We start from the raw sequence: 18,131 nt of genomic DNA, 5'->3' as shown, positions 1-18,131 counted from the left end.
AGGGGCGTGGCACCGCAGCGCCAGGGTATCAACCGATGATTCCCCAGAGGGTGGCCACTTCTGGTATCTTATGCGGTCGCCTAGGCTAGTTCGTCGAGTGACCTGTGTCACGCCGGCTGCCAGTTCAAATTGTGTGTTAATACTGCATGACCCTTTCTTTTCCGTCCTATTTCGTCGCGTGCCCGCACGGGCGCCCTCGTTGCCTGTTTACCTCGGCGATCCTCTTGCTGGGCGTGATCCTGGCCCAGCCCTCCTGGGCAATGCATGTGGTGTTTGTCAGCCCAGGCAAGTTGGACGAGCCTTTCTGGCGCGATGCCGATGAGGGGCTGCAGCACGCCGCCGCCTCGTTGGGCATTGAGCTGGAGCTGCTGCACGCTGAACGTGATCACCTGGCCCAACTGAGTCTGCTGCGTGACGTGGCAGAGCGCCCAGTCGAGCAACGGCCTGACTACCTGCTGGTTACTGCTGATAAACAGGTGTTGCCGGGCCAGCTGGAACTGGCTGAGGGCGCGGGCATTCCCATTTTTACCGCCTACAACGGTGTGCAACCTAAAGAGCGTGACTTGCTGGGGTACCCGCGTCAGCGCTTTCAGTACTGGCTTGGCAGCCTGGTGCCTGACGCTGAAGAGGCCGGGTTCCTCAGTGCGCGTGCTCTGATCAAGGAGGCTCAAGCGCGCTGGCCAGGGACAGAAGATGACGTACTCGAGCTGGTGGCGATCTCCGGTGACCGAGGGACCGACAGCTCGCAACGGCGCACACGAGGAATGGTGCATGCCGTCAGCCGTTTCCCCCGTGTGCGGTTGCGGCAGAACGTATATGGCGATTGGCAGCAGGAGCTGGCCCGCTATCAAACCCCTATTTTGCTTGACCGTTATCCACACACCCGCCTGATCTGGACCGGCAGCGATCTGATGGCCTTTGGCGCCAGCGATGGGGTACGCGCCAGCGGCCGGGTGCCGGGGCAGGACGTTTTGCTATCGACGATCAACATGACCGAAAGGGCCACGCGGGCGCTGCTCAATGGCGAATTGCATGCCATGGTGGGTGGTCACCACCTGGCTGCGGCCTGGGCGCTGGTGGTGCTGTACGACTACCACAATGGTGTCGATTTTGCCGAGTCGGACGGTCTGGAGATGAGCAAGAGCATGTTTGCGCTGTTTGATCAGGAGATGGCACAGGATTATCTGGGCTACCTGGCCGCAGGGCACCCCGAGGTGGACTACTGCCGTTTCAGCAAGGTATGCAACCCGGCGCTGAAGGGGTACGACTTCTCGATCGGCAACTGGTTGAGCGCTGCGCGAGCCGCGACACTGCGCTCAACCGCACGCAGGTCAACGCTTGGCGATGATCCAAACGGCGTGCACGATGCCGGGAATGTAGCCGAGCAGCGTCAGTAGGATATTCAGCCAGAAGGCGCCGCCAAAACCGACTTGCAGAAATACGCCGAGGGGCGGCAGCAAAATCGCGATCAGGATGCGAATCAGGTCCATGTGTCATTTCCTTTTGTAGTTGAAGAAAGCGTTGATTGGTTCCGCATGCCCTCAGGCCTGAAAGCGCGCAGAGGGCGGATGAAATGGATCAGCGCTTCCTTGTGTGACTCGCTTGGTGGCCGATTGTTCAGCTGCCGATGACGCCACCGTCTTCTCGGGTGATCAGCACTGTTGTCGAGCGCGGGCGTGTTTTGCCGTCGCTGGCCGGGTAGCTGATGCCTGGGTGCTGGACGTTGACCCACATGGCGCGGGCGTCCGGAGTCCAGGTGATGCCGGTGATCTCGGCACCACGCGGGCCCACCAGAAAACGGCGTATTTCACGGCTGATTGGGTCGGCGCAGAGCATCTGGTTGCAGCCAATGTCGGCGGTGTAGGGGGCTTCTTCGTCGGCGTCGGTCAAGATCCACAGGCGACCGTCCGGGTCAAAGGCCATGCCATCCGGTGAGGAAAACAGGTCGCCGTTGATGTTGCCGATGCGATTGGGCGTAACACTGCCATCCGCTTTCTGGCGCTCGCCGGCCAGGACGAACAGCTCCCATTCGAATTCAGTTGCCCATGGGTCAGCGCCGTCCTCGCGCCAGCGCAGAATCTGCCCGTGGACGTTCTCCTCGCGGGGGTTGGCTGCGTCGGTCGGGTCTGTCTTGCCGCGCTCGGTGTTGTTGGTCAGGCTGACGTACATCTCGCGGGTCGTCGGGTGTGACGCGACCCATTCGGGGCGATCCATCGGGGTCGCGCCAACGGCATCAGCAGCGCCGCGGGCGTTGAGCAAAACTGCGTGTTGATCCGCGAAACCGTTTTCCGGCGTGAGGCCGGGTTCACCCCAGTGCAGCGGCAGCCAGCGTCCACGCCCATCGGCGTCAAACTGGGCTGCGTAGAGTGTGCCAGCGTCCAGCAGGTCGCGGTTGTGGGCGCTGTCACCAGCCCTGTAGGGCTGTTGCGGGACGAATTTGTACACGTATTCACCGCGCGCGTCATCGCCGGAGTACACGGCCATGTGGCCGTTGTTGTCGATCACGCAGGTGGCGCACTCGCGGCCAAGGCGGCCCATGGCCGTGCGTTTGCGCGGCGTATGATCCGGGTCGAATGGATCTACTTCGACGACCCAGCCAAAGCGGTTGGGTTCGTTGACATGCCCCTGATAGGGACGGCTGGCGTCGGGCGTTGCGTTGAAGCGCGGCTCGATTGCCTCCCAGGCGTAGTAGCGGCTGCTGCCGCCCAGGCCGATTCCGTAGCGCTTATGGGTAGGGCGTGCGTCGTAATCGGCTTCGTCGCGGTTGACGAAGTAGTTGTGGAAGTTCTCTTCGCAGGCCAGATAGGTTTGCCAGGGTGTCGCGCCCATCGAACAGTTGTTGATGGTGCCCAGAATCTCGAGTCCGGTAGGGTCGCTTTCGGTGCGCATCGCCGGGTGAGCGGCCAGCGGCCCGCTGACGGCCATGGGCGTTGATGCCGTAATACGGCGGTTGAACGGTGAGTCTGCAACCCGCTGCCATTGGCCGTTGGCGTTGCGCCGGATTTCGATAATGCTCAGGCCATGCGCCGCTATTTCCTTGTGCACCTGTTCGGCGGGCCGCTCCCGGCGATTGTCAGGCCCGCCGGTGAACTGCATGCCCTCAGGATGCAGCGTCGGGTTGACGTATTCGTGATTGACCACCAGCAGGCCGTGTTCGTTGGGCTGGTCGGCAAAGGGGAAGTAGTGCATGCCGTCGTGGTTGTCGCCCGCTTGCATTTGCTGGTCTTCCCAGCTGTTGCTGGCATCGCTGTGCCAGTCCGACGCGCCGGGCAAGACGGCGTCGCCCCAGCTGAAGAAGGGCGTGGCCTGGTAACCTGCTGGCACGACTACAGAATCGAATGTGCTGGAGGTTTGTGCTGCAACTGATTGAAAACCAAGCAGAGTGGCTTGGGGCTTCTTGCCCGTACTGCACGCGCTGAGCAGTGATGGCAGCAGGGTCGACAATGAGGCTGCACCCAGGCCCTTGAGCAGCGTGCGCCGGCTGAGGGCGACGCTGTCCAGGCCATGGCTGCTGGTTGGATTGATCGAGTGGTCGTCGACTGCTTCCAGCTGACGGTGAAATTCCGGGTTGGGCCAACTCATGCATGCCTCACTGTGACAAGCGGTAGCGGAAGGTGTTACGCACTCCGGCTACGGTAACCGGCTGGCCATCGACCAGGCGGGGTTGATAGATGAAATCCTTGGCGGCAGCCAGCGAAGGGCGCGCGAACAATGGGCTATCGCAGGCGCCTTCCACCAGCCGCGGATTGTCCACACGGCCACTGGCTGTGACGTCGTACTCGACGGTGCAATCTCCCTCCAGCTTCTGCGCCAGGGCGCGTCGGGGGTAGTCAGGTTCGGGTTTGTTGAGTGGTCGATACTGCCGCGCGGCTGCGGCTTTTGCAGCCTCTGTTGCGGCGCGCGCTTCGGCCTGCTGCCGCGCCAGTTCATCGCGGCGCTGTTGTTCCGCTGCGGCCGCCTCCGCCACTCGCTGTTGTTCATTGCGCTCGCGCTCTATCGCTTCTTGCTGCTCCTGCAGCTCGCGCTGCCGTCGCTGCTCCTCGGCCACCCGTCGGCGGGCAACGGCCGCTTCGTCCACTACCGGCTCGGGGGCAGGGGCTTCGACCACTGGTGGCGGCGGGGCCGGCTCAGGCGGCGGCGCTGTCGCGGGCGGCTCGACTACCGGCTCAGGCTGCGGTGTGGGCAGGGTAATGAGCTGGGTACGCAGACTGGGCGTCTGCGCTGCGGGAGGCAGACTTGCCGGCGCCCAGCCCTGCCACAGCATGCCCGCAATCGCCGTATGCAGCAGCGCGGTGGCCAGCAGCGGAAGGGCCATGCTGCTGCGTTCCTCGCCGGGCACGCTGCAGCGGTGCTCTGAATCGGTCAGAATAGGGCTTGCTGTGCTCATGGTGCTTCCGTAATCAGGCCGAGTTGGCTGATGCCCGCCTGCTGCAGCGCCGCCATGGCGGCTACAACCAAACCGTAACCGGCGGCAGCATCGGCGCGGATAAAGACCTGAGTGTCCGGTTGCGTGCTGGTGACAGCGGACAGCTCGTGAGTCAGGTCGTCCAGCGTCGCGGCGCTGTGCTCGTAGTTATCGGTCTCAACGTTCTCGCCAAGATTCCAGTGATAGCCACCGCCGGCGTCGACCGACAAGGTCACGATTGAGGCGGGGTTGTCCGGCTCAAGCGCTTCGGCAGCCACTTTGGGCAGCTCTATCTGCACGCCCTGCGTCATCATCGGCGCGGTAACCATAAAGATCACCAGTAGCACCAGCATGACGTCGATGTAGGGCACCACGTTCATTTCTGCCTTTGGCTTGCGCTTGGTTCTGGTTGCTCGCATGTCCATGACGGCTTACCCCGCGTGCTGGCTGTGCAGGCGACGATGGAGAATGGCGCTGAACTCGTCCGCAAAGTTGTAGTAGTGCCCAAGCAGGTTCTCGCTGCGGGTACTGAAGCGGTTGTAGGCGATAACGGCCGGAATGGCGGCGAACAGACCAATGGCGGTTGCGATCAGTGCCTCGGCGATGCCGGGCGCAACGGTGGCCAGGGTCGCCTGCTGGACCTGGGACAGGCCGATGAACGAATTCATGATGCCCCAAACGGTGCCGAACAGCCCGATATAAGGGCTGACGGATCCGACGGTGGCAAGAAACGGCAGATGACGATCCAGTCGCTCCTCTTCCCGGGAGATCGCTACCCGCATGGCGCGCTGTACGCCCTGCATCACCGCCTCAGGCTCACCGTTGCCACGTTGGTTCAGCTGGGTGTATTCCTTGAAGCCTGCGCGAAATATCTGCTCAACACCGGGGGCGCTGCCTTCAAGGCGATAGAGTTGAGCCAGCTCGGTACCTGACCAGAACTGATTTTCAAACTGCTTGAGTGCGGCCTGCGCCTGTGCGAACAGGCGGCCGCGCTGAGCGATAAGGAACCAGGTGGCGATGGATGCCAGCAGCAGCGTTAACATAACGCCTTTGACTAGCAGGCTGGCCTCCATCACCAGACTCCAGATGCTGTGATCGGTTGCACTCATAGTTGCCTCTCTGCCGGCGAGTGGCCGGTCTTGTCGTATCGGTTGAATAGGAAGGTTCAGGGCAGCTGCAGCAGTTCGGCGATGGGCTGCCAGGGCACCAGCTTGTAGTTCTGGTTGCCTTCGGGCAGACGCTTGCGGCCGTCCTGCACAACCAGCAGGCCACCGGGCCAGGCGGCGCCAAAGTCGGCGGAGCTGACTTCAAGGCCATCGGTTTCCGATACGCCATCGATGCCGTCCGCCGCATTCAGGCCAATGCGGAAGGCGCCGCGAGCGGTGTAGGGCGGCGCGGCATCGAACACCACATAACTGTCGTTACCCTGGCTGGAGACAACCAGGTAAGGGCGCTCCTGATGCTGGTAGACGGCCATGCCCTCGACGTCGTCGTGCAGCAGCTTGCTGAGACGGGCAACTTCGGTCAGTTCTGTGGGCTGATCTTCTGCGGCCGAAAGGGTCCAGATGCCGACGCCTTCTTCTCCAATGAACAGGCGTTGGCGCGCATCGTCAGCCACGCATCCCTCTGGCTGGGTTTCAGTCTTGAACTGGCGAACAGCCTTGGCGGTGACCAGCCCGCTGCTGCCATCGAGCCGGTATTGGATAAAGCGCCCGTCCTTGTCGTTGGGGATGACGTAGACAGCCCCCTCCGGGCTCTGCGCCATACACAGACCATAGATATCGGTCAGCTCGGTAGGCAGGTCGCCCAACCCGCTTACCTGCCCACTCGCCGGATCAATGGCGAACAGTTCCAGGCTGTTGCGGTCGCGATTAGAGGCCACGGCCAGGTCAATCTCCCGCTCGCCCAGGGTAAAGCCCTTGCGCAGGTCCACGTTGTTGATGCGGCCGACCGGCAGGTATTGCAGCTCACGCCCCTGCAGGTCGTATACGCCCAGGCCACCGCGTTTGTCCGTACCCAGCACCCGGGCAAGTTCAGGGATATTTGGGTGCGTCCAGATTGCCGGGTCGTCGGCGGCGTCGCCGCCATGGGGCACGGGTTCCGTTTGCGCCAGGGCGACTACCTCGGGCAGTGACGCTGGGGCGGCAAGGCGGGTGACGCCGGTCAGCTCGGTGAGTAGCTGGACGCCGCTGTCGTCCGTAATCAACAGCTGCAGTGTGTCATTCACCGTGCGTGCTGATAGCTGTTCGGGCTTACTGCCTTCGCTCAGCTGCCAGCTGTCGTGTTGCCACTGCTCCTGCTGCCAGCGATAGCGGTGCAGGCTGTTGCTGCCGGTGTCCAGTGCAAGCAGCCCGTCTGGGCTGGCTGCGAGCCCTTCCGGCCCTTCGGGTAGCGCGCCCCACGGCTGGATCAGGTCAACGATGCGGCGAGTGCTGTCGGTTTCGGGGTGGGCGGCGTATTGCCAGATGCCAACCTCTTCTTCACTGATGAACAAAGCGCTCAGCGCGCTGTTTACCGCACAGGACTTGGCGCCTACCGGCAGGTGGAGGTTGCGTACCAGGCGCGAGGGGCCGCCCTGTTCGCCAATCAACCATTGCTGCCCCAGGCCTTCTTCGCCGATCAGGAACAGGTAGCGATGGTCACTCTGATCCTGATAAAAGCACAGATCCTCCAACGGATAGCCAGTGCTCGGCAGGTATTCAGGCGCGGACGCGGCGCCAGCGGCGTTCCAGCGCAGAATGACGGGTTGATCCCGCTGCAGATCGTGGCTGGCGGCGATCAGGCCTGCAGCGTCTTGCGCTACGGCGAGCGTGTCGTAGTAGCCGGGCAGGGCGGCGGCCACCGGGCTGTCATTGCTGTCGAGCCGCTGGATGCCCTGGCTGTTGATGACCAGGCTGCCGGCCAGGTCGCCAGCGATCAGGTGCTGCGCGCTGATGCCGCTGGCGCTGCGGACCTGCAGGGCCAGTTCGCTAGGCGCGGCAGTCGTTGCTGCCTGCGGTTGCGGGCGCTCGCCGCTGTCTTGCTCGGTGCAGGCAGCCAGCAGCAGTGTGCTGCCAACGACCGCGATAATGGATGTTACTGGACGCATGGGAATTCTCGTTGATCTATCGGGTAGCGGCGGGTTTGGCGGCCCGCCGCAGTCGCTCAGAAGTGGGTGAGGGTCAGGCCGACCTTGTAGGTTGGGCCGTACTCTTCGTACTGGGCGTTGTATTTGCGGTCGCCGGTGTAGACGTAGTAGCTCTCGTCGGTGATGTTCTGGGCGGCCATGAAGACTTGCAGATGCTCGGTCAGGAAGTAGCTGGCCGAGAGGTCGACGAACAGCTGGTCGTCGACGCGGTAGTCGTAGCGCTTGTCCAGCACATCGCCCACTTCGTCCAGGTAATCGGATTTGTAGTTGGCGGAGACGCGCAGACTTAGCCGGTCGTTCTCCCAGCCGAGGGTCAGGTTGCCGGTCAGATCCGACTGGCCCGGCAGGTCGATGCTGCGCGACTGCATGCGTCCGGTATCCGGATTGAACTGTTCGATGTCGGCGTCGGATCGGCTCAGGGTCGTATTGGCGTTGACCAGCAGACCGTTCCAGGGGCTCGGCAGCCAGCTGAATTTTTGTGCATAGGCCAGCTCAAGACCGTAGACCGTGGCGCTGTCACCGTTGACGTAGGTCATCGCCTCGTCATAGGTGGCGTACTCGCCGGTGCCTGCCAGGTCAGCGTCGTAGACGAAGTTCTCAATGTCCTTATAGAAAATAAAGGCCGAGACGGCGCCGGCGCGGCCCATGTAATGCTCGATACCCAAGTCCAGGTTGCTCGACTCCAGCGGCTTCAGGTTGGGGTTGCCGAACTCGGCCTCATTGCCGTCAATGACAAAGCCCGGGAACAGCTGGCCGAAGGTGGGGCGCACCACGCTGTTGGTCCAGCTGGCACGCAGCTGGCTGTTGGCGCCAAGCTGGTAGATGGCATGCAGGCCGGGCAGCCAGTGGTGATAGCTGTTGCGGGTGTCAACGCTTTCGAATACGCCCTCATTCAGGCCGGTACCCTCGGTCTCCAGGCGCGTGCCTTCGTAGCGCAGGCCGGCAATGATGCGCAGGTCGTCAATGTCGACGGTGTTCATCAGGTAGGCGGCGTTGATGTTCTCCTGGATGGTGAAATCGTTGATGCGCGACTCTTCATCATCATAGAAATCGGCCGGATTGAGACCGCTGAGCAGACGCTCCAGCGCGCTGGCGGAGATCTTCGGGCCAAGACGGGTGGTGCCGCTGACAAATTGCGCAAGGCTGAGCTGGTCGTCGGTGAACCCGTAGGCGTCAAAGTCCTCGTAGGCCCAGACATCAAGGTTATTGTCCTTTTCGCGGGTGCTGAACTTGGCACCAAACTGCAGCTGCGAGGGCAGGTCAGCCATGAACCAGTCGCGGGTCAGGTCAAGCCGGATGTTCTGTTCCGTATCGGTGGTCAGCCCTTTTTCCCGTTCGATTTCGGCCAGGGTGAAATTGGCTGGATCGTAGAAGGCGTTATCGACACTCACATTGGGTTGCTTGCTGTCGTTGTAGCCAGCGTTGAGAAAGTCGTCGTTGCCCTCGAACACGGCGCCCGGCGTGTGCAGCGGGCTGTCTTCTTCGGCCTGGCTGTAGCCATACTGGGCGGCGACCTTCCAGACACCCAGCTGCCGCTCGCCGCCGAGTACCAGGCTCTTGATCTCCTGGGTTTCCTCGCGGTCCTTGATCTCCCGGCTGCCTTCGGCATCGCCGCGCTCACCGGGCAGCTGCGGATCGGCAAATTCGATGATGTTGGCCTGGCGGGTTTCGCTGTCCTTGAAGCGGCTATACAGCGTGCGCACATACAGCTCGGTGTCTTCGTCGGGGCGGTAGTCGACGTTGAAACCGACACCCGCGCGCTCGCGATTGATGTCGTAGCGACGTTCTTCGAGCTCCTCGAGGCGCGCGCCGGCCGGGTCGTCAAAGTCCCAGGCGCCACCGGTTTCCACATTGTCGGAGCCGAAGCTGCGGTCCTCCCAGCTCAGGGCGGCGGCAATGGCCAGGTTGTCGACGCCGTCACCGACGCTGAAGCGGTTGCTGAAGGCACCGGAAACCTCGGGGCTGGTGTCGCCGGTGTTGTCGTCGTAGCTGGCTTCAGTGGATAGGCTGTAGAACAGTTCATCGTGGTCAAAGCCCGATAGGCTTTCGACCTCAATGGTGCCTCCGAGCGAGTTGGCGTCCATGTCGGGGGTGAGGGTCTTGACCACTGACAGCGATTGGATCAGCTCGCTGGGCAGAACGTCCATGGCGACCGCACGGCGGTCGCTTTCTGGCGCAGGCACCAGGGTGCCGTTGATGGTCACGCTGTTCAGGTCGGCGCCCAGACCGCGAACACGAACAAAGCGCCCTTCACCCTGATCGCGCTCTACTGAAATGCCGGGGACACGCTGCAGCGCTTCGGCGGCGTTGTCGTCGGGTAGCCGGCCGATGGCGTCGGCGTGCACCACGCTCTCGGTGTTGTTGGACAGGCGCTGTTCTTCGAGCGCCTGTTCCATCTGGGCGGCTTGGCCGATGATGGTCATGACCTCGGTGGTGGCTTGCGCCCAGCTGGCACTACTGCCGGCGATGGCAAGGGCTAGCGTGCTGATGCGAAAGCCTGCGTGCAAACGTGAATGGCGGGCAGACATGGGGTTCCTCTCCTGGCGAAATGGGTTTCGTGTCCCGTTGGGGAGGGGAACTTAGGCAGGGCAGATGGCGTTTCTGTGACAGTGTTGGCCAGGGTGGCCTGATTTGCCGGCGATAGACCGCAATAAGCGGCGAAAATGAGCTGATTTGACCCGGTTTTAGGCTACCTGGCGCCTCTGTTCCGGGGCTTCTGGCCGCTTGCTGCAGAAAAATGATGCTCAGGCGCGCACTGGCATGAGCCAATTTGACCCGCTGTGCTGCAATACAAGCGTCATCTTGGTTTGGTCAGCTGGCGCCCCTGTGCTTGCGAGAGATGCTGATGAACTCAATGTTTTTTCTGCACCGGCTGAAATGGGCCGGGCTGCTGCTGGTCGCCAACGCCGGGTTACTGCTGTATCTCAGCCTTGGAGACCTTAAGCCGGCATCCATCTGGGACTGGACAGATATTGCCGGGGAGGGTGGGTCGGCGTTGCTGGTGCTGCTGTGGCTCGCGCTGATGCTCAAGGGGAGACCTTCGGGGCGGGTGACCAACCTGCTGTTTGTCGGCCTGTCCTGCCTATTCCTGTCTTTGTGGATGGACACGCTGGATGAGTTTGTTGCGCTGCCGGAAGCCTGGACCTGGGATCACTGGTTGGAATCCGCGCCCATGCCGATCGGCTTCATCTTGCTGACCGTCGGTATCTACCATTGGCACCGTGAGCAACTGGCCATCAATGCCCAAATGATCAACCGTGAACGGCATTTTCGCGAACACCGGCAGTTTGACAAGGTCACGCCTTTGGCTGGAGCGGGCTATTTACGCAGCCAGCTCGCCGTTGCCCTGCCTCAGGCCGAGGAAAGTCAGCAGCCGCTGTCGCTGGTGATTGTCGATCTGGACGACTTCAACCAGATCAACGCGCGCTACGGCCACCAGGAAGGGGACCGGGTGCTGCAACTGGTGTGTCAGCAGATGCTGCTCAATCTGCGTCGACATGACTTGCTTTGCCGTCTGGCGGGTGACCGCTTTGCCGTACTGCTGCCCAATACCCTGGAAGCGCAGGCGCAGGTGCTCGCGCAGGAGCTGAGCCAATCCATCGCGCACCTGGCCTGCAAGAGCAGCGTACAGGGCGAGCGTATTGTGCTGACGGCGACAGCCGTAGCCTTGATGGCACGCCACGATGACGCGGAGTCGTTGCTGAAACGCTCTAATCTGGCCTTGGCGCACGCCAAGCAGACGTTGCAGCGCAAGCGGGCCTGAGGCGATGAGCAGCGACGCTACCTGGCTAGACATCGACTCGCGCGTGATTCTCGCCGGTCACCAGCCTGCCTGTCTGATCGACCTGGCGCTGGGGCGCGGCATTGACAGCCATCGACTGCTGCGTGGCAGCGGTCTGTTTTACGAAGACCTGTTGCTGCCGGATACGCGGTTGAGTGCCGCGCAGTATCTGCGCCTGCTCGATAACGCCCGCACCTTGCTGGATGCTGCCGATAGTAGCTTCCTGCTTGGTCAACGCTTGCTGCCAGGACACTACGGCGCCGCCAGCAATCTGTTGCTGCATGCCGATACGCTGTTGCAGGCGCTGGAGCGTCTGGCGAGTTGCCGCGCCTTGCTCAGCCCTCTGCTGGCACCGCGTCTGCATCTGGATGATCATCACGTCTACCTTTACTGGCGAGAGACTTTTGGGTTAGGGCGTAATCGGCGGTTTTTGCTGGAAGCGGGGATGACCGCAGTGACCAGCCTGGGTCGCTCCCTGGTGGGACAGGCGCTGCCGTGGGAATACCAGCTGGGTTGGGCGCAGCCGGACTACGTCGAGCAGTACTGGGTTCATATGGGGGAGCGGCTGCGTTTTGAGGCGCCTGTCAGCTGTATGCGCTTGCCCCGCGAGTATGTGGTACGCAAGCCGGTGGCTGCCTCGGCGATGCTGGAGCAGATCGCTGCGCAGCAGACGCGACAGATACTGCAGGGACTACCCGCCAGCGACAGCCTGAGCGAGGCGGTATTTGATCATCTTTACCTGGAGGGCGGTCGCCGTGTCGGTCAGGAACAGGTGGCCGATCACTTCATGCTCAGCGCCGCGACGTTCAAACGGCGTTTGCAGCGTGACGGAACAGGCTTCCAGTCGATCCTCGACAGCGTTCACGCCCAGCGTGCGCTGGAGCTCTATCAGAGCCGTGGCTACAGCCACGATCAGGTCGCCGCCAATCTACAGGTCAGCGACCGCACCAACTTCCGCCGTTTGCTGAAAAGGCTGACCGGGAAGTCTCCTGACAGCCTGCGAATCTGGTTGAAAAGTTGAATTAGATCAGACGCTTAAAGCGATTACTTAAGACGTCGCTCAATGCCCATCTGCATCAGGATCTTGGCGGAGATCTCTTCGACAGAGAAATGCGTCGAGTTGATGTAGGGGATGTTCTCCTTGCGGAACAGATTCTCCACCTCGCGCACCTCAAACTCACATTGGGCAAAGCTGGAGTAACGACTGTTGGGGCGACGTTCGTTGCGAATACCTTGCAGGCGATCAGGATCGATGGTCAGGCCAAACAGCTTGTGTTTGTGCTCTTTCAGCGCCTTGGGCAGTTGCAGACGCTCCATGTCGTCCTCGGTCAGCGGGTAGTTGGCGGCGCGGATGCCGTATTGCAGCGCCATGTACAGGCAGCTGGGTGTCTTGCCGCAGCGCGATACGCCCACCAGGATGATGTCCGCCTGGGCGTAGTGGTGGGTGCGGGCGCCATCGTCGTTGTCCATGGCGTAGTGCACCGCGTCTATCCGGTCCTTGTAGTGCGTGTTGTGCTGGATCGAGTGCGTCTTGCCGACCGAATAGGACGAGCCGTCGCCCAATTCCTGTTCCAGAGGCGCCAGGAAGGTCGAGAAAATGTCGATCATGTAGCCCTGGGACTTGGCCAGCTCTCGGCGAATTTCGTCATTGACGACGGTGTCAAAAATGATCGGCCGGGCCGCATCTTTCTCGGCAGCGGCATTGATTTGTTGTACCATGTCACGCGCTTTTTCCACGGTATCCACGTAGGGACGCAGCAACTTTGTGAACTGGATGTTCTCGAATTGCGCCAGCAGGCTCTGGCCAAGCGTCTCGGCGGTGATGCCAGTACCATCAGAAATGAAAAAAGCAGTGCGTTTCATTTACGAAGCCTTAATATGTCGTCTCTCGTAGACAGGATGACCCGGACCTTTGGCCTGCGTGTCCCCCGGTGAACGGCATTGTGGCGCATTTGCAGCAGGCAGGCCAGTATGCTGCTGCCGCCAGATTTATTAATTGATTGACGGAGAGATCACCTTGTTAGAGTACGTAGTGTCCTTCGAGCAGCTGGGTGTTGACGACGTCGAGCGGGTAGGCGGCAAGAACGCCTCGCTTGGTGAGATGATCAGCAACCTGGCCAATGCCGGCGTATCGGTTCCCGGTGGCTTTGCAACCACTGCACAGGCCTATCGGGAATTTCTCGAGCAAAGTGGTCTGAACGACCGCATCAATGCTGCGCTGGACAAACTCGACGTCGACGACGTCAACGCCCTGGCCCAGACCGGCGCCCAGATTCGCCAGTGGGTGATGGATGCGCAGTTCCCGCCGGCGCTGGACAAGGCCATCCGTGATGCCTTTGAAACCCTTTCCGAAGGCAATCCTGACCTGGCGGTCGCCGTGCGTTCTTCCGCTACCGCCGAAGACCTGCCTGATGCCTCGTTCGCCGGTCAGCAGGAAACCTTCCTGAACATTCGTGGCGTAGACAACGTGATCTACGCGGCCAAGGAAGTATTTGCCTCGCTGTTCAACGATCGCGCCATTGCCTATCGCGTACACCAGGGCTTCGACCACAAGCTGGTGGCCCTGTCTGCCGGCGTGCAGCGCATGGTGCGCTCTGAAACCGGTACTGCCGGCGTCATGTTCACCCTGGACACCGAGTCTGGCTTTCGCGATGTGGTCTTCATCACCGGCGCGTATGGCCTGGGTGAAACCGTTGTACAGGGTGCGGTCAACCCTGACGAATTCTATGTACACAAGCCCACGCTGGCCGCTGATCGTCCGTCGATCCTGCGCCGCAACCTGGGCAGCAAGGCGATCAAGATGGTCTACGGCGATGAAGCCAAGGCCGGCCGCTCGGTCAAGACCGTCGACGTTGATCTGGCCGATCGCAGCCGCTTCTGCCTGAGTGAAGAAGAAGTGGTCAGCCTGGCCAAGCAGGCGGTGATCATCGAGCAGCACTACGGTCGCCCGATGGACATCGAGTGGGCCAAAGACGGTGACAGCGGCAAGTTGTACATTGTGCAAGCTCGTCCGGAAACCGTTAAAAGCCGCAGCAGCGCCAACGTCATGGAGCGCTATCTGCTGAAAGAAAAGGGCACCGTTCTGGTTGAGGGGCGTGCCATTGGCCAGCGCATCGGTGCCGGCCGCGTGCGTATCGTCAATGACGTTGCCGAGATGGACAAGGTACAGCCCGGTGACGTACTGGTCTCTGACATGACCGATCCGGACTGGGAGCCGGTGATGAAGCGCGCCAGCGCCATCGTCACCAACCGTGGCGGTCGTACCTGCCACGCGGCGATTATTGCCCGCGAGCTGGGCATCCCGGCTGTGGTGGGCTGTGGCAACGCCACCAGCGAGCTGAAAGACGGTCAGGAAGTGACTGTTTCCTGCGCCGAAGGGGATACCGGTCTGATCTACTCCGGCCAGTTGTCCTTCGACGTCAAAACCAACAGCGTCGATGCCATGCCGGAGTTGCCGTTCAAGATCATGATGAACGTGGGCAACCCGGATCGTGCGTTCGACTTTGCCAACCTGCCCAATGAAGGTGTTGGTCTGGCCCGTCTGGAGTTCATCATCAACCGCATGATCGGCGTGCACCCCAAAGCACTGTTGAACTTCGACAGCCTGCCGCCGGACGTCAAGGAAAACGTGCAGAAGCGCATCGCAGGATACAGCGCACCGGTCGATTTCTACGTCGACAAGCTGGTTGAGGGCATCAGCACCCTGGCTGCCGCGTTCTGGCCGAAGAAGGTCATCGTGCGCATGTCCGACTTCAAGTCCAATGAATACGCCAACCTGATCGGCGGCAAGCTGTACGAGCCGGAAGAAGAGAACCCGATGCTGGGTTTCCGTGGCGCCTCGCGTTACATCAGCGATTCCTTCCGCGACTGTTTCGAACTGGAATGCCGCGCCATGAAGCGCGTGCGCGACGAAATGGGCCTGACCAACGTCGAGATCATGATCCCGTTCGTGCGTACCGTCGGCGAAGCCAAGCAGGTTGTCGAGCTGCTGGGTGAAAACGGTCTGAAGCGCGGCGAAAACGGCCTGCGCCTGATCATGATGTGCGAACTTCCCGCCAACGCGCTGCTGGCGGAAGAGTTCCTGGAGCACTTCGACGGTTTCTCCATCGGTTCCAACGACCTGACTCAGCTGACACTGGGCCTGGACCGTGACTCCGGCATCATCGCTCACCTGTTCGACGAGCGTAATGCTGCGGTCAAGAAGCTGCTGAGCAATGCTATCGCGGCCTGCCGCGCCGCCAACAAGTACATCGGCATCTGTGGTCAGGGGCCGTCCGACCATCCCGATCTGGCGCGCTGGCTGATGGAGCAGGGCATCGAGAGCGTCTCCCTGAACCCCGACTCGGTCATGGACACCTGGTTCTTCCTCGCCGAGAATGGCAAGTAAGCGGGTTTACCTTCACGTTCAAGGAGAATGCCATGCAGCACTACGTAACGCCGGACCTGTGTGATGCCTACCCCGATGTCGCGGTGGTTGAGCCGATGTTCAGCAACTTCGGTGGTCACGACTCCTTTGGTGGTCAGATCGTCACCGTGAAATGTCACGAGGACAACTCCATCGTCAAGGAGCAGGTTGACCAGGACGGTACCGGCAAGGTCATGGTCGTTGACGGCGGTGGTTCCCTGCGTCGCGCGCTATTGGGCGACATGCTGGCCGAGAAGGCCGCCAAAAATGGCTGGGAAGGCATCATTGTCTACGGCTGTGTCCGTGACGTCGATGTGTTGGCGCAAACGGCTCTGGGTATCCAGGCGCTGGCCAGCCATCCGATGAAAACCGACAAACGCGGTATCGGTGACCTCAACGTTGTGGTGACCTTTGGCGGCGTGACCTTCCGCCCGGGTGAGTACGTCTATGCCGATAACAACGGCATTATTGTTTCACCCACGGCGCTGAGCATGCCCGAGTAACGGCCTGCTGGCACCAGTTGGCGAGGGGGAGCGTAGCAATACCTCCCCCTTGCTGCGTTATAGCTGGTGCTCAAGTGCTGCCAACCTGCCCGGAGACCGCTATGTCAGACGACGATTCCCTGGAGCGCGCATTGCGCGCCATGCTGCAAGACGATACGGACAATCATGCTCGGCGCAGTGATGACCAGCGCTTGGATAGTGTCTTGCACCGGGCGCACCTGCACGGCGCCGCGGGCGACCTGCTGGAGCTATTCAGCCGCTGGGGCTGGGTGCTGTCCGAGGGAGGCGCGCGCGGCTTGAAGCATGCGCGTCCGACGCGGCGAGATGCCGACAATTCCCAATCGCCTGAGCTCTAACGAGCGGTTCATCTGTCAAATCTGGAGAGTTCTGCCATGGAGTTCGACGTCTGGAGCCAAAGCTTCGTTGCTGCCATGACCACGCTGTGGAGCAAGGTAGCGTCCTTTATTCCTGACTTGATCGCTGCATTGATCATCATTCTGCTTGGTTTGGTTGTGGCCAAAATTGCCGATGCGGTGCTTGGCAAGGGGCTGGCCAAGCTCGGGCTTGACCGTTTGATGAGCGGCACGGGCGTCAATAAGATGCTCGCACGTATCGGCATCAACATGCCGGTCTCGGCCATCACGGGCAAGGTAGCCTACTGGTTCATCCTCTTGACCTTTGTTGTGTCGGCGTCCGAGTCGCTCGGCCTGGCCCGAGTCTCGTCTACGCTGGATGCCATCACCCTGTATCTGCCCAAAGTGGTTGGTGCAGCGCTGATTCTGTTGGGTGGCCTGCTGCTGTCGCACCTGGCAAACGGGGTTGTACGTGGTACGGCCGAGAGTGTCGGTGTGGAGTATGCCAACGGCATTGGCCGCTTTGTACAGGGGCTGCTGGTCATCATTACCGTGTCTTTGGCTATCGGCCAGTTGCAGATCGAGACGGCGCTGCTGAACATGGTGATCGCCATCGTACTGATCACCTTTGGCATGGCGGCGGCTCTGGCGCTTGGTCTTGGCAGTCGCGATCTGGTCGCGCAGATGATCGCCGGCATCTATGTGCGCGAGCTGTACCAGCCGGGTGATGACATTGCAGTGGGTGACGTCGAGGGCGTGATAGAGGAAATCGGCACTGTCAAAACCCAGATTCTGAACGCTGACGGGCAGCTGATTTCGGTTGCCAATCGCGAGCTGATCGAGCAGCGGGTGCGGCGCTGAGCGCCGGTTTAGCCGATAACGGAAGATGTTGGTACCTTGACCACGCAGAGCCGAACACCGCGCCGCTATAACCCAGCCGATCTTGATGATGATGCGCTGGTTCTCAAGGCAAAAAGTGAACTAATTCACACCACAACTGCCTATGAGGAGCTGATGCGGCGATATCAGCGAACTTTGTTTAACGTCTGTGTTCGTTATTTAGGTAACGAGCGTGACGCGGACGATGTTTGCCAGGAAGTAATGCTCAAAGTGTTGCACGGCCTCAAGCAGTTTGAGGGTAAGGCCAAGTTTAAAACATGGCTTTATAGCATCACTTACAACGAGTGCATTACCCAGTATCGCAAGGACAAGCGTAAGCGTCGGCTGATGGATGCGCTCAGCCTCGATCCTCAGGAAGAGGGCGAGGAGCAGGAAGCGAGCACATCCGAAGGGTCGGAAGGACTGAGCCGCTTGTTGGCGCACGTCAATCCGATCGACAGGGAAATTCTGGTGTTGAGGTTTGTCGCGGAATTGGAGTTCCAGGAAATCGCCGACATCATGCACATGGGCTTGAGCGCAACAAAGATGCGATACAAGCGTGCACTGGAAAAGTTGCGAAACCAGATTGACAGTCCTTTCATATAGGGCTTGTATAGTTATCAGCGTTATTCAGCTATACTCTGTCGGAGTTTTGCGAAAGCTAAACGTCTTAATGGA

Annotated in this window: 16 protein-coding genes; 8 read left to right on the top strand and 8 right to left on the bottom strand. The window is 60.9% G+C overall.

Features of this window, described 5'->3' with window-relative positions:
- Window positions 1–146 precede the first annotated feature (146 nt).
- Window positions 147–1,397 carry an ABC transporter substrate-binding protein gene (locus ASB58_RS07995; protein ID WP_118129940.1) on the top strand — a complete coding sequence of 417 codons (1,251 nt, stop codon included), beginning with the start codon at window positions 147–149 and terminating at the stop codon, window positions 1,395–1,397.
- Here ASB58_RS07995 and ASB58_RS07990 read toward each other — a convergent pair.
- From ASB58_RS07990 to ASB58_RS07960, 7 genes are all read right to left on the bottom strand, one after another.
- Window positions 1,332–1,490 carry a YqaE/Pmp3 family membrane protein gene (locus ASB58_RS07990; RefSeq protein ID WP_083725226.1) on the bottom strand — a complete coding sequence of 53 codons (159 nt, stop codon included), beginning with the start codon at window positions 1,488–1,490 and terminating at the stop codon, window positions 1,332–1,334. The two genes, ASB58_RS07995 and ASB58_RS07990, sit on opposite strands and share 66 nt — an antisense overlap.
- Before the next feature lie 127 nt (window positions 1,491–1,617).
- Window positions 1,618–3,582, bottom strand: coding sequence for a PhoX family protein (locus ASB58_RS07985; RefSeq protein WP_118129939.1), 1,965 nt, complete (start codon window positions 3,580–3,582; stop codon window positions 1,618–1,620).
- Between the two features lie 7 nt (window positions 3,583–3,589).
- Window positions 3,590–4,387, bottom strand: coding sequence for an energy transducer TonB (locus tag ASB58_RS07980; protein ID WP_118129938.1), 798 nt, complete (start codon window positions 4,385–4,387; stop codon window positions 3,590–3,592).
- Complete coding sequence (gene tolR, locus ASB58_RS07975) at window positions 4,384–4,824, bottom strand: protein TolR (protein ID WP_118130036.1); 441 nt, start codon at window positions 4,822–4,824, stop codon at window positions 4,384–4,386. The genes ASB58_RS07980 and tolR overlap by 4 nt, the downstream gene beginning before the upstream one ends.
- Before the next feature lie 12 nt (window positions 4,825–4,836).
- Window positions 4,837–5,514, bottom strand: coding sequence for a protein TolQ (gene tolQ, locus ASB58_RS07970; protein ID WP_096006029.1), 678 nt, complete (start codon window positions 5,512–5,514; stop codon window positions 4,837–4,839).
- 56 nt (window positions 5,515–5,570) lie between these two features.
- On the bottom strand, window positions 5,571–7,493 hold the full coding sequence (locus ASB58_RS07965; protein ID WP_118129937.1) for a phytase: 1,923 nt from the start codon (window positions 7,491–7,493) through the stop codon (window positions 5,571–5,573).
- 56 nt (window positions 7,494–7,549) lie between these two features.
- The gene (locus tag ASB58_RS07960; protein WP_118129936.1) at window positions 7,550–10,060 is read right to left on the bottom strand and encodes a TonB-dependent receptor; all 2,511 of its coding nucleotides are present in this window, start codon (window positions 10,058–10,060) and stop codon (window positions 7,550–7,552) included.
- A gap of 317 nt (window positions 10,061–10,377) precedes the next feature.
- On the opposite strand from ASB58_RS07960, the gene ASB58_RS07955 reads away from it, so the two are divergent.
- Complete coding sequence (locus ASB58_RS07955; RefSeq protein WP_118130035.1) at window positions 10,378–11,295, top strand: GGDEF domain-containing protein; 918 nt, start codon at window positions 10,378–10,380, stop codon at window positions 11,293–11,295.
- A 4-nt stretch (window positions 11,296–11,299) separates the two neighbouring features.
- On the top strand, window positions 11,300–12,334 hold the full coding sequence (locus ASB58_RS07950; protein WP_118129935.1) for an AraC family transcriptional regulator ligand-binding domain-containing protein: 1,035 nt from the start codon (window positions 11,300–11,302) through the stop codon (window positions 12,332–12,334).
- 23 nt (window positions 12,335–12,357) lie between these two features.
- Here the strand turns inward: ASB58_RS07950 and ppsR are convergent, their stop codons facing one another.
- Entirely contained in the window at window positions 12,358–13,176 is an 819-nt protein-coding gene (ppsR, locus tag ASB58_RS07945; protein ID WP_096006025.1) for a phosphoenolpyruvate synthetase regulatory kinase/phosphorylase PpsR, read from the bottom strand.
- Window positions 13,177–13,330: 154 nt separating this feature from the next.
- On the opposite strand from ppsR, the gene ppsA reads away from it, so the two are divergent.
- The 5 genes from ppsA (at window position 13,331) to sigX (ending at window position 18,059) form a co-directional block, all read left to right on the top strand.
- Window positions 13,331–15,700 carry a phosphoenolpyruvate synthase gene (gene ppsA, locus ASB58_RS07940; RefSeq protein WP_096006051.1) on the top strand — a complete coding sequence of 790 codons (2,370 nt, stop codon included), beginning with the start codon at window positions 13,331–13,333 and terminating at the stop codon, window positions 15,698–15,700.
- A gap of 32 nt (window positions 15,701–15,732) precedes the next feature.
- Entirely contained in the window at window positions 15,733–16,221 is a 489-nt protein-coding gene (gene rraA / locus ASB58_RS07935; protein ID WP_096006024.1) for a ribonuclease E activity regulator RraA, read from the top strand.
- A 101-nt stretch (window positions 16,222–16,322) separates the two neighbouring features.
- Entirely contained in the window at window positions 16,323–16,577 is a 255-nt protein-coding gene (locus ASB58_RS07930; protein ID WP_065336142.1) for a hypothetical protein, read from the top strand.
- Window positions 16,578–16,613: 36 nt separating this feature from the next.
- On the top strand, window positions 16,614–17,435 hold the full coding sequence (locus ASB58_RS07925; RefSeq protein WP_118129934.1) for a mechanosensitive ion channel family protein: 822 nt from the start codon (window positions 16,614–16,616) through the stop codon (window positions 17,433–17,435).
- A 36-nt stretch (window positions 17,436–17,471) separates the two neighbouring features.
- Window positions 17,472–18,059, top strand: coding sequence for an RNA polymerase sigma factor SigX (gene sigX / locus ASB58_RS07920; protein WP_096006022.1), 588 nt, complete (start codon window positions 17,472–17,474; stop codon window positions 18,057–18,059).
- Window positions 18,060–18,131: the final 72 nt, after the last annotated feature.

This window comes from Pseudomonas abyssi (assembly GCF_003444685.1).
Taxonomy (GTDB): Bacteria; Pseudomonadota; Gammaproteobacteria; order Pseudomonadales; family Pseudomonadaceae; genus Halopseudomonas; species Halopseudomonas abyssi.
The sequence above is the reverse complement of the archived record's forward strand: the minus strand, read 5'-3'. Positions and strand labels throughout refer to the sequence as shown.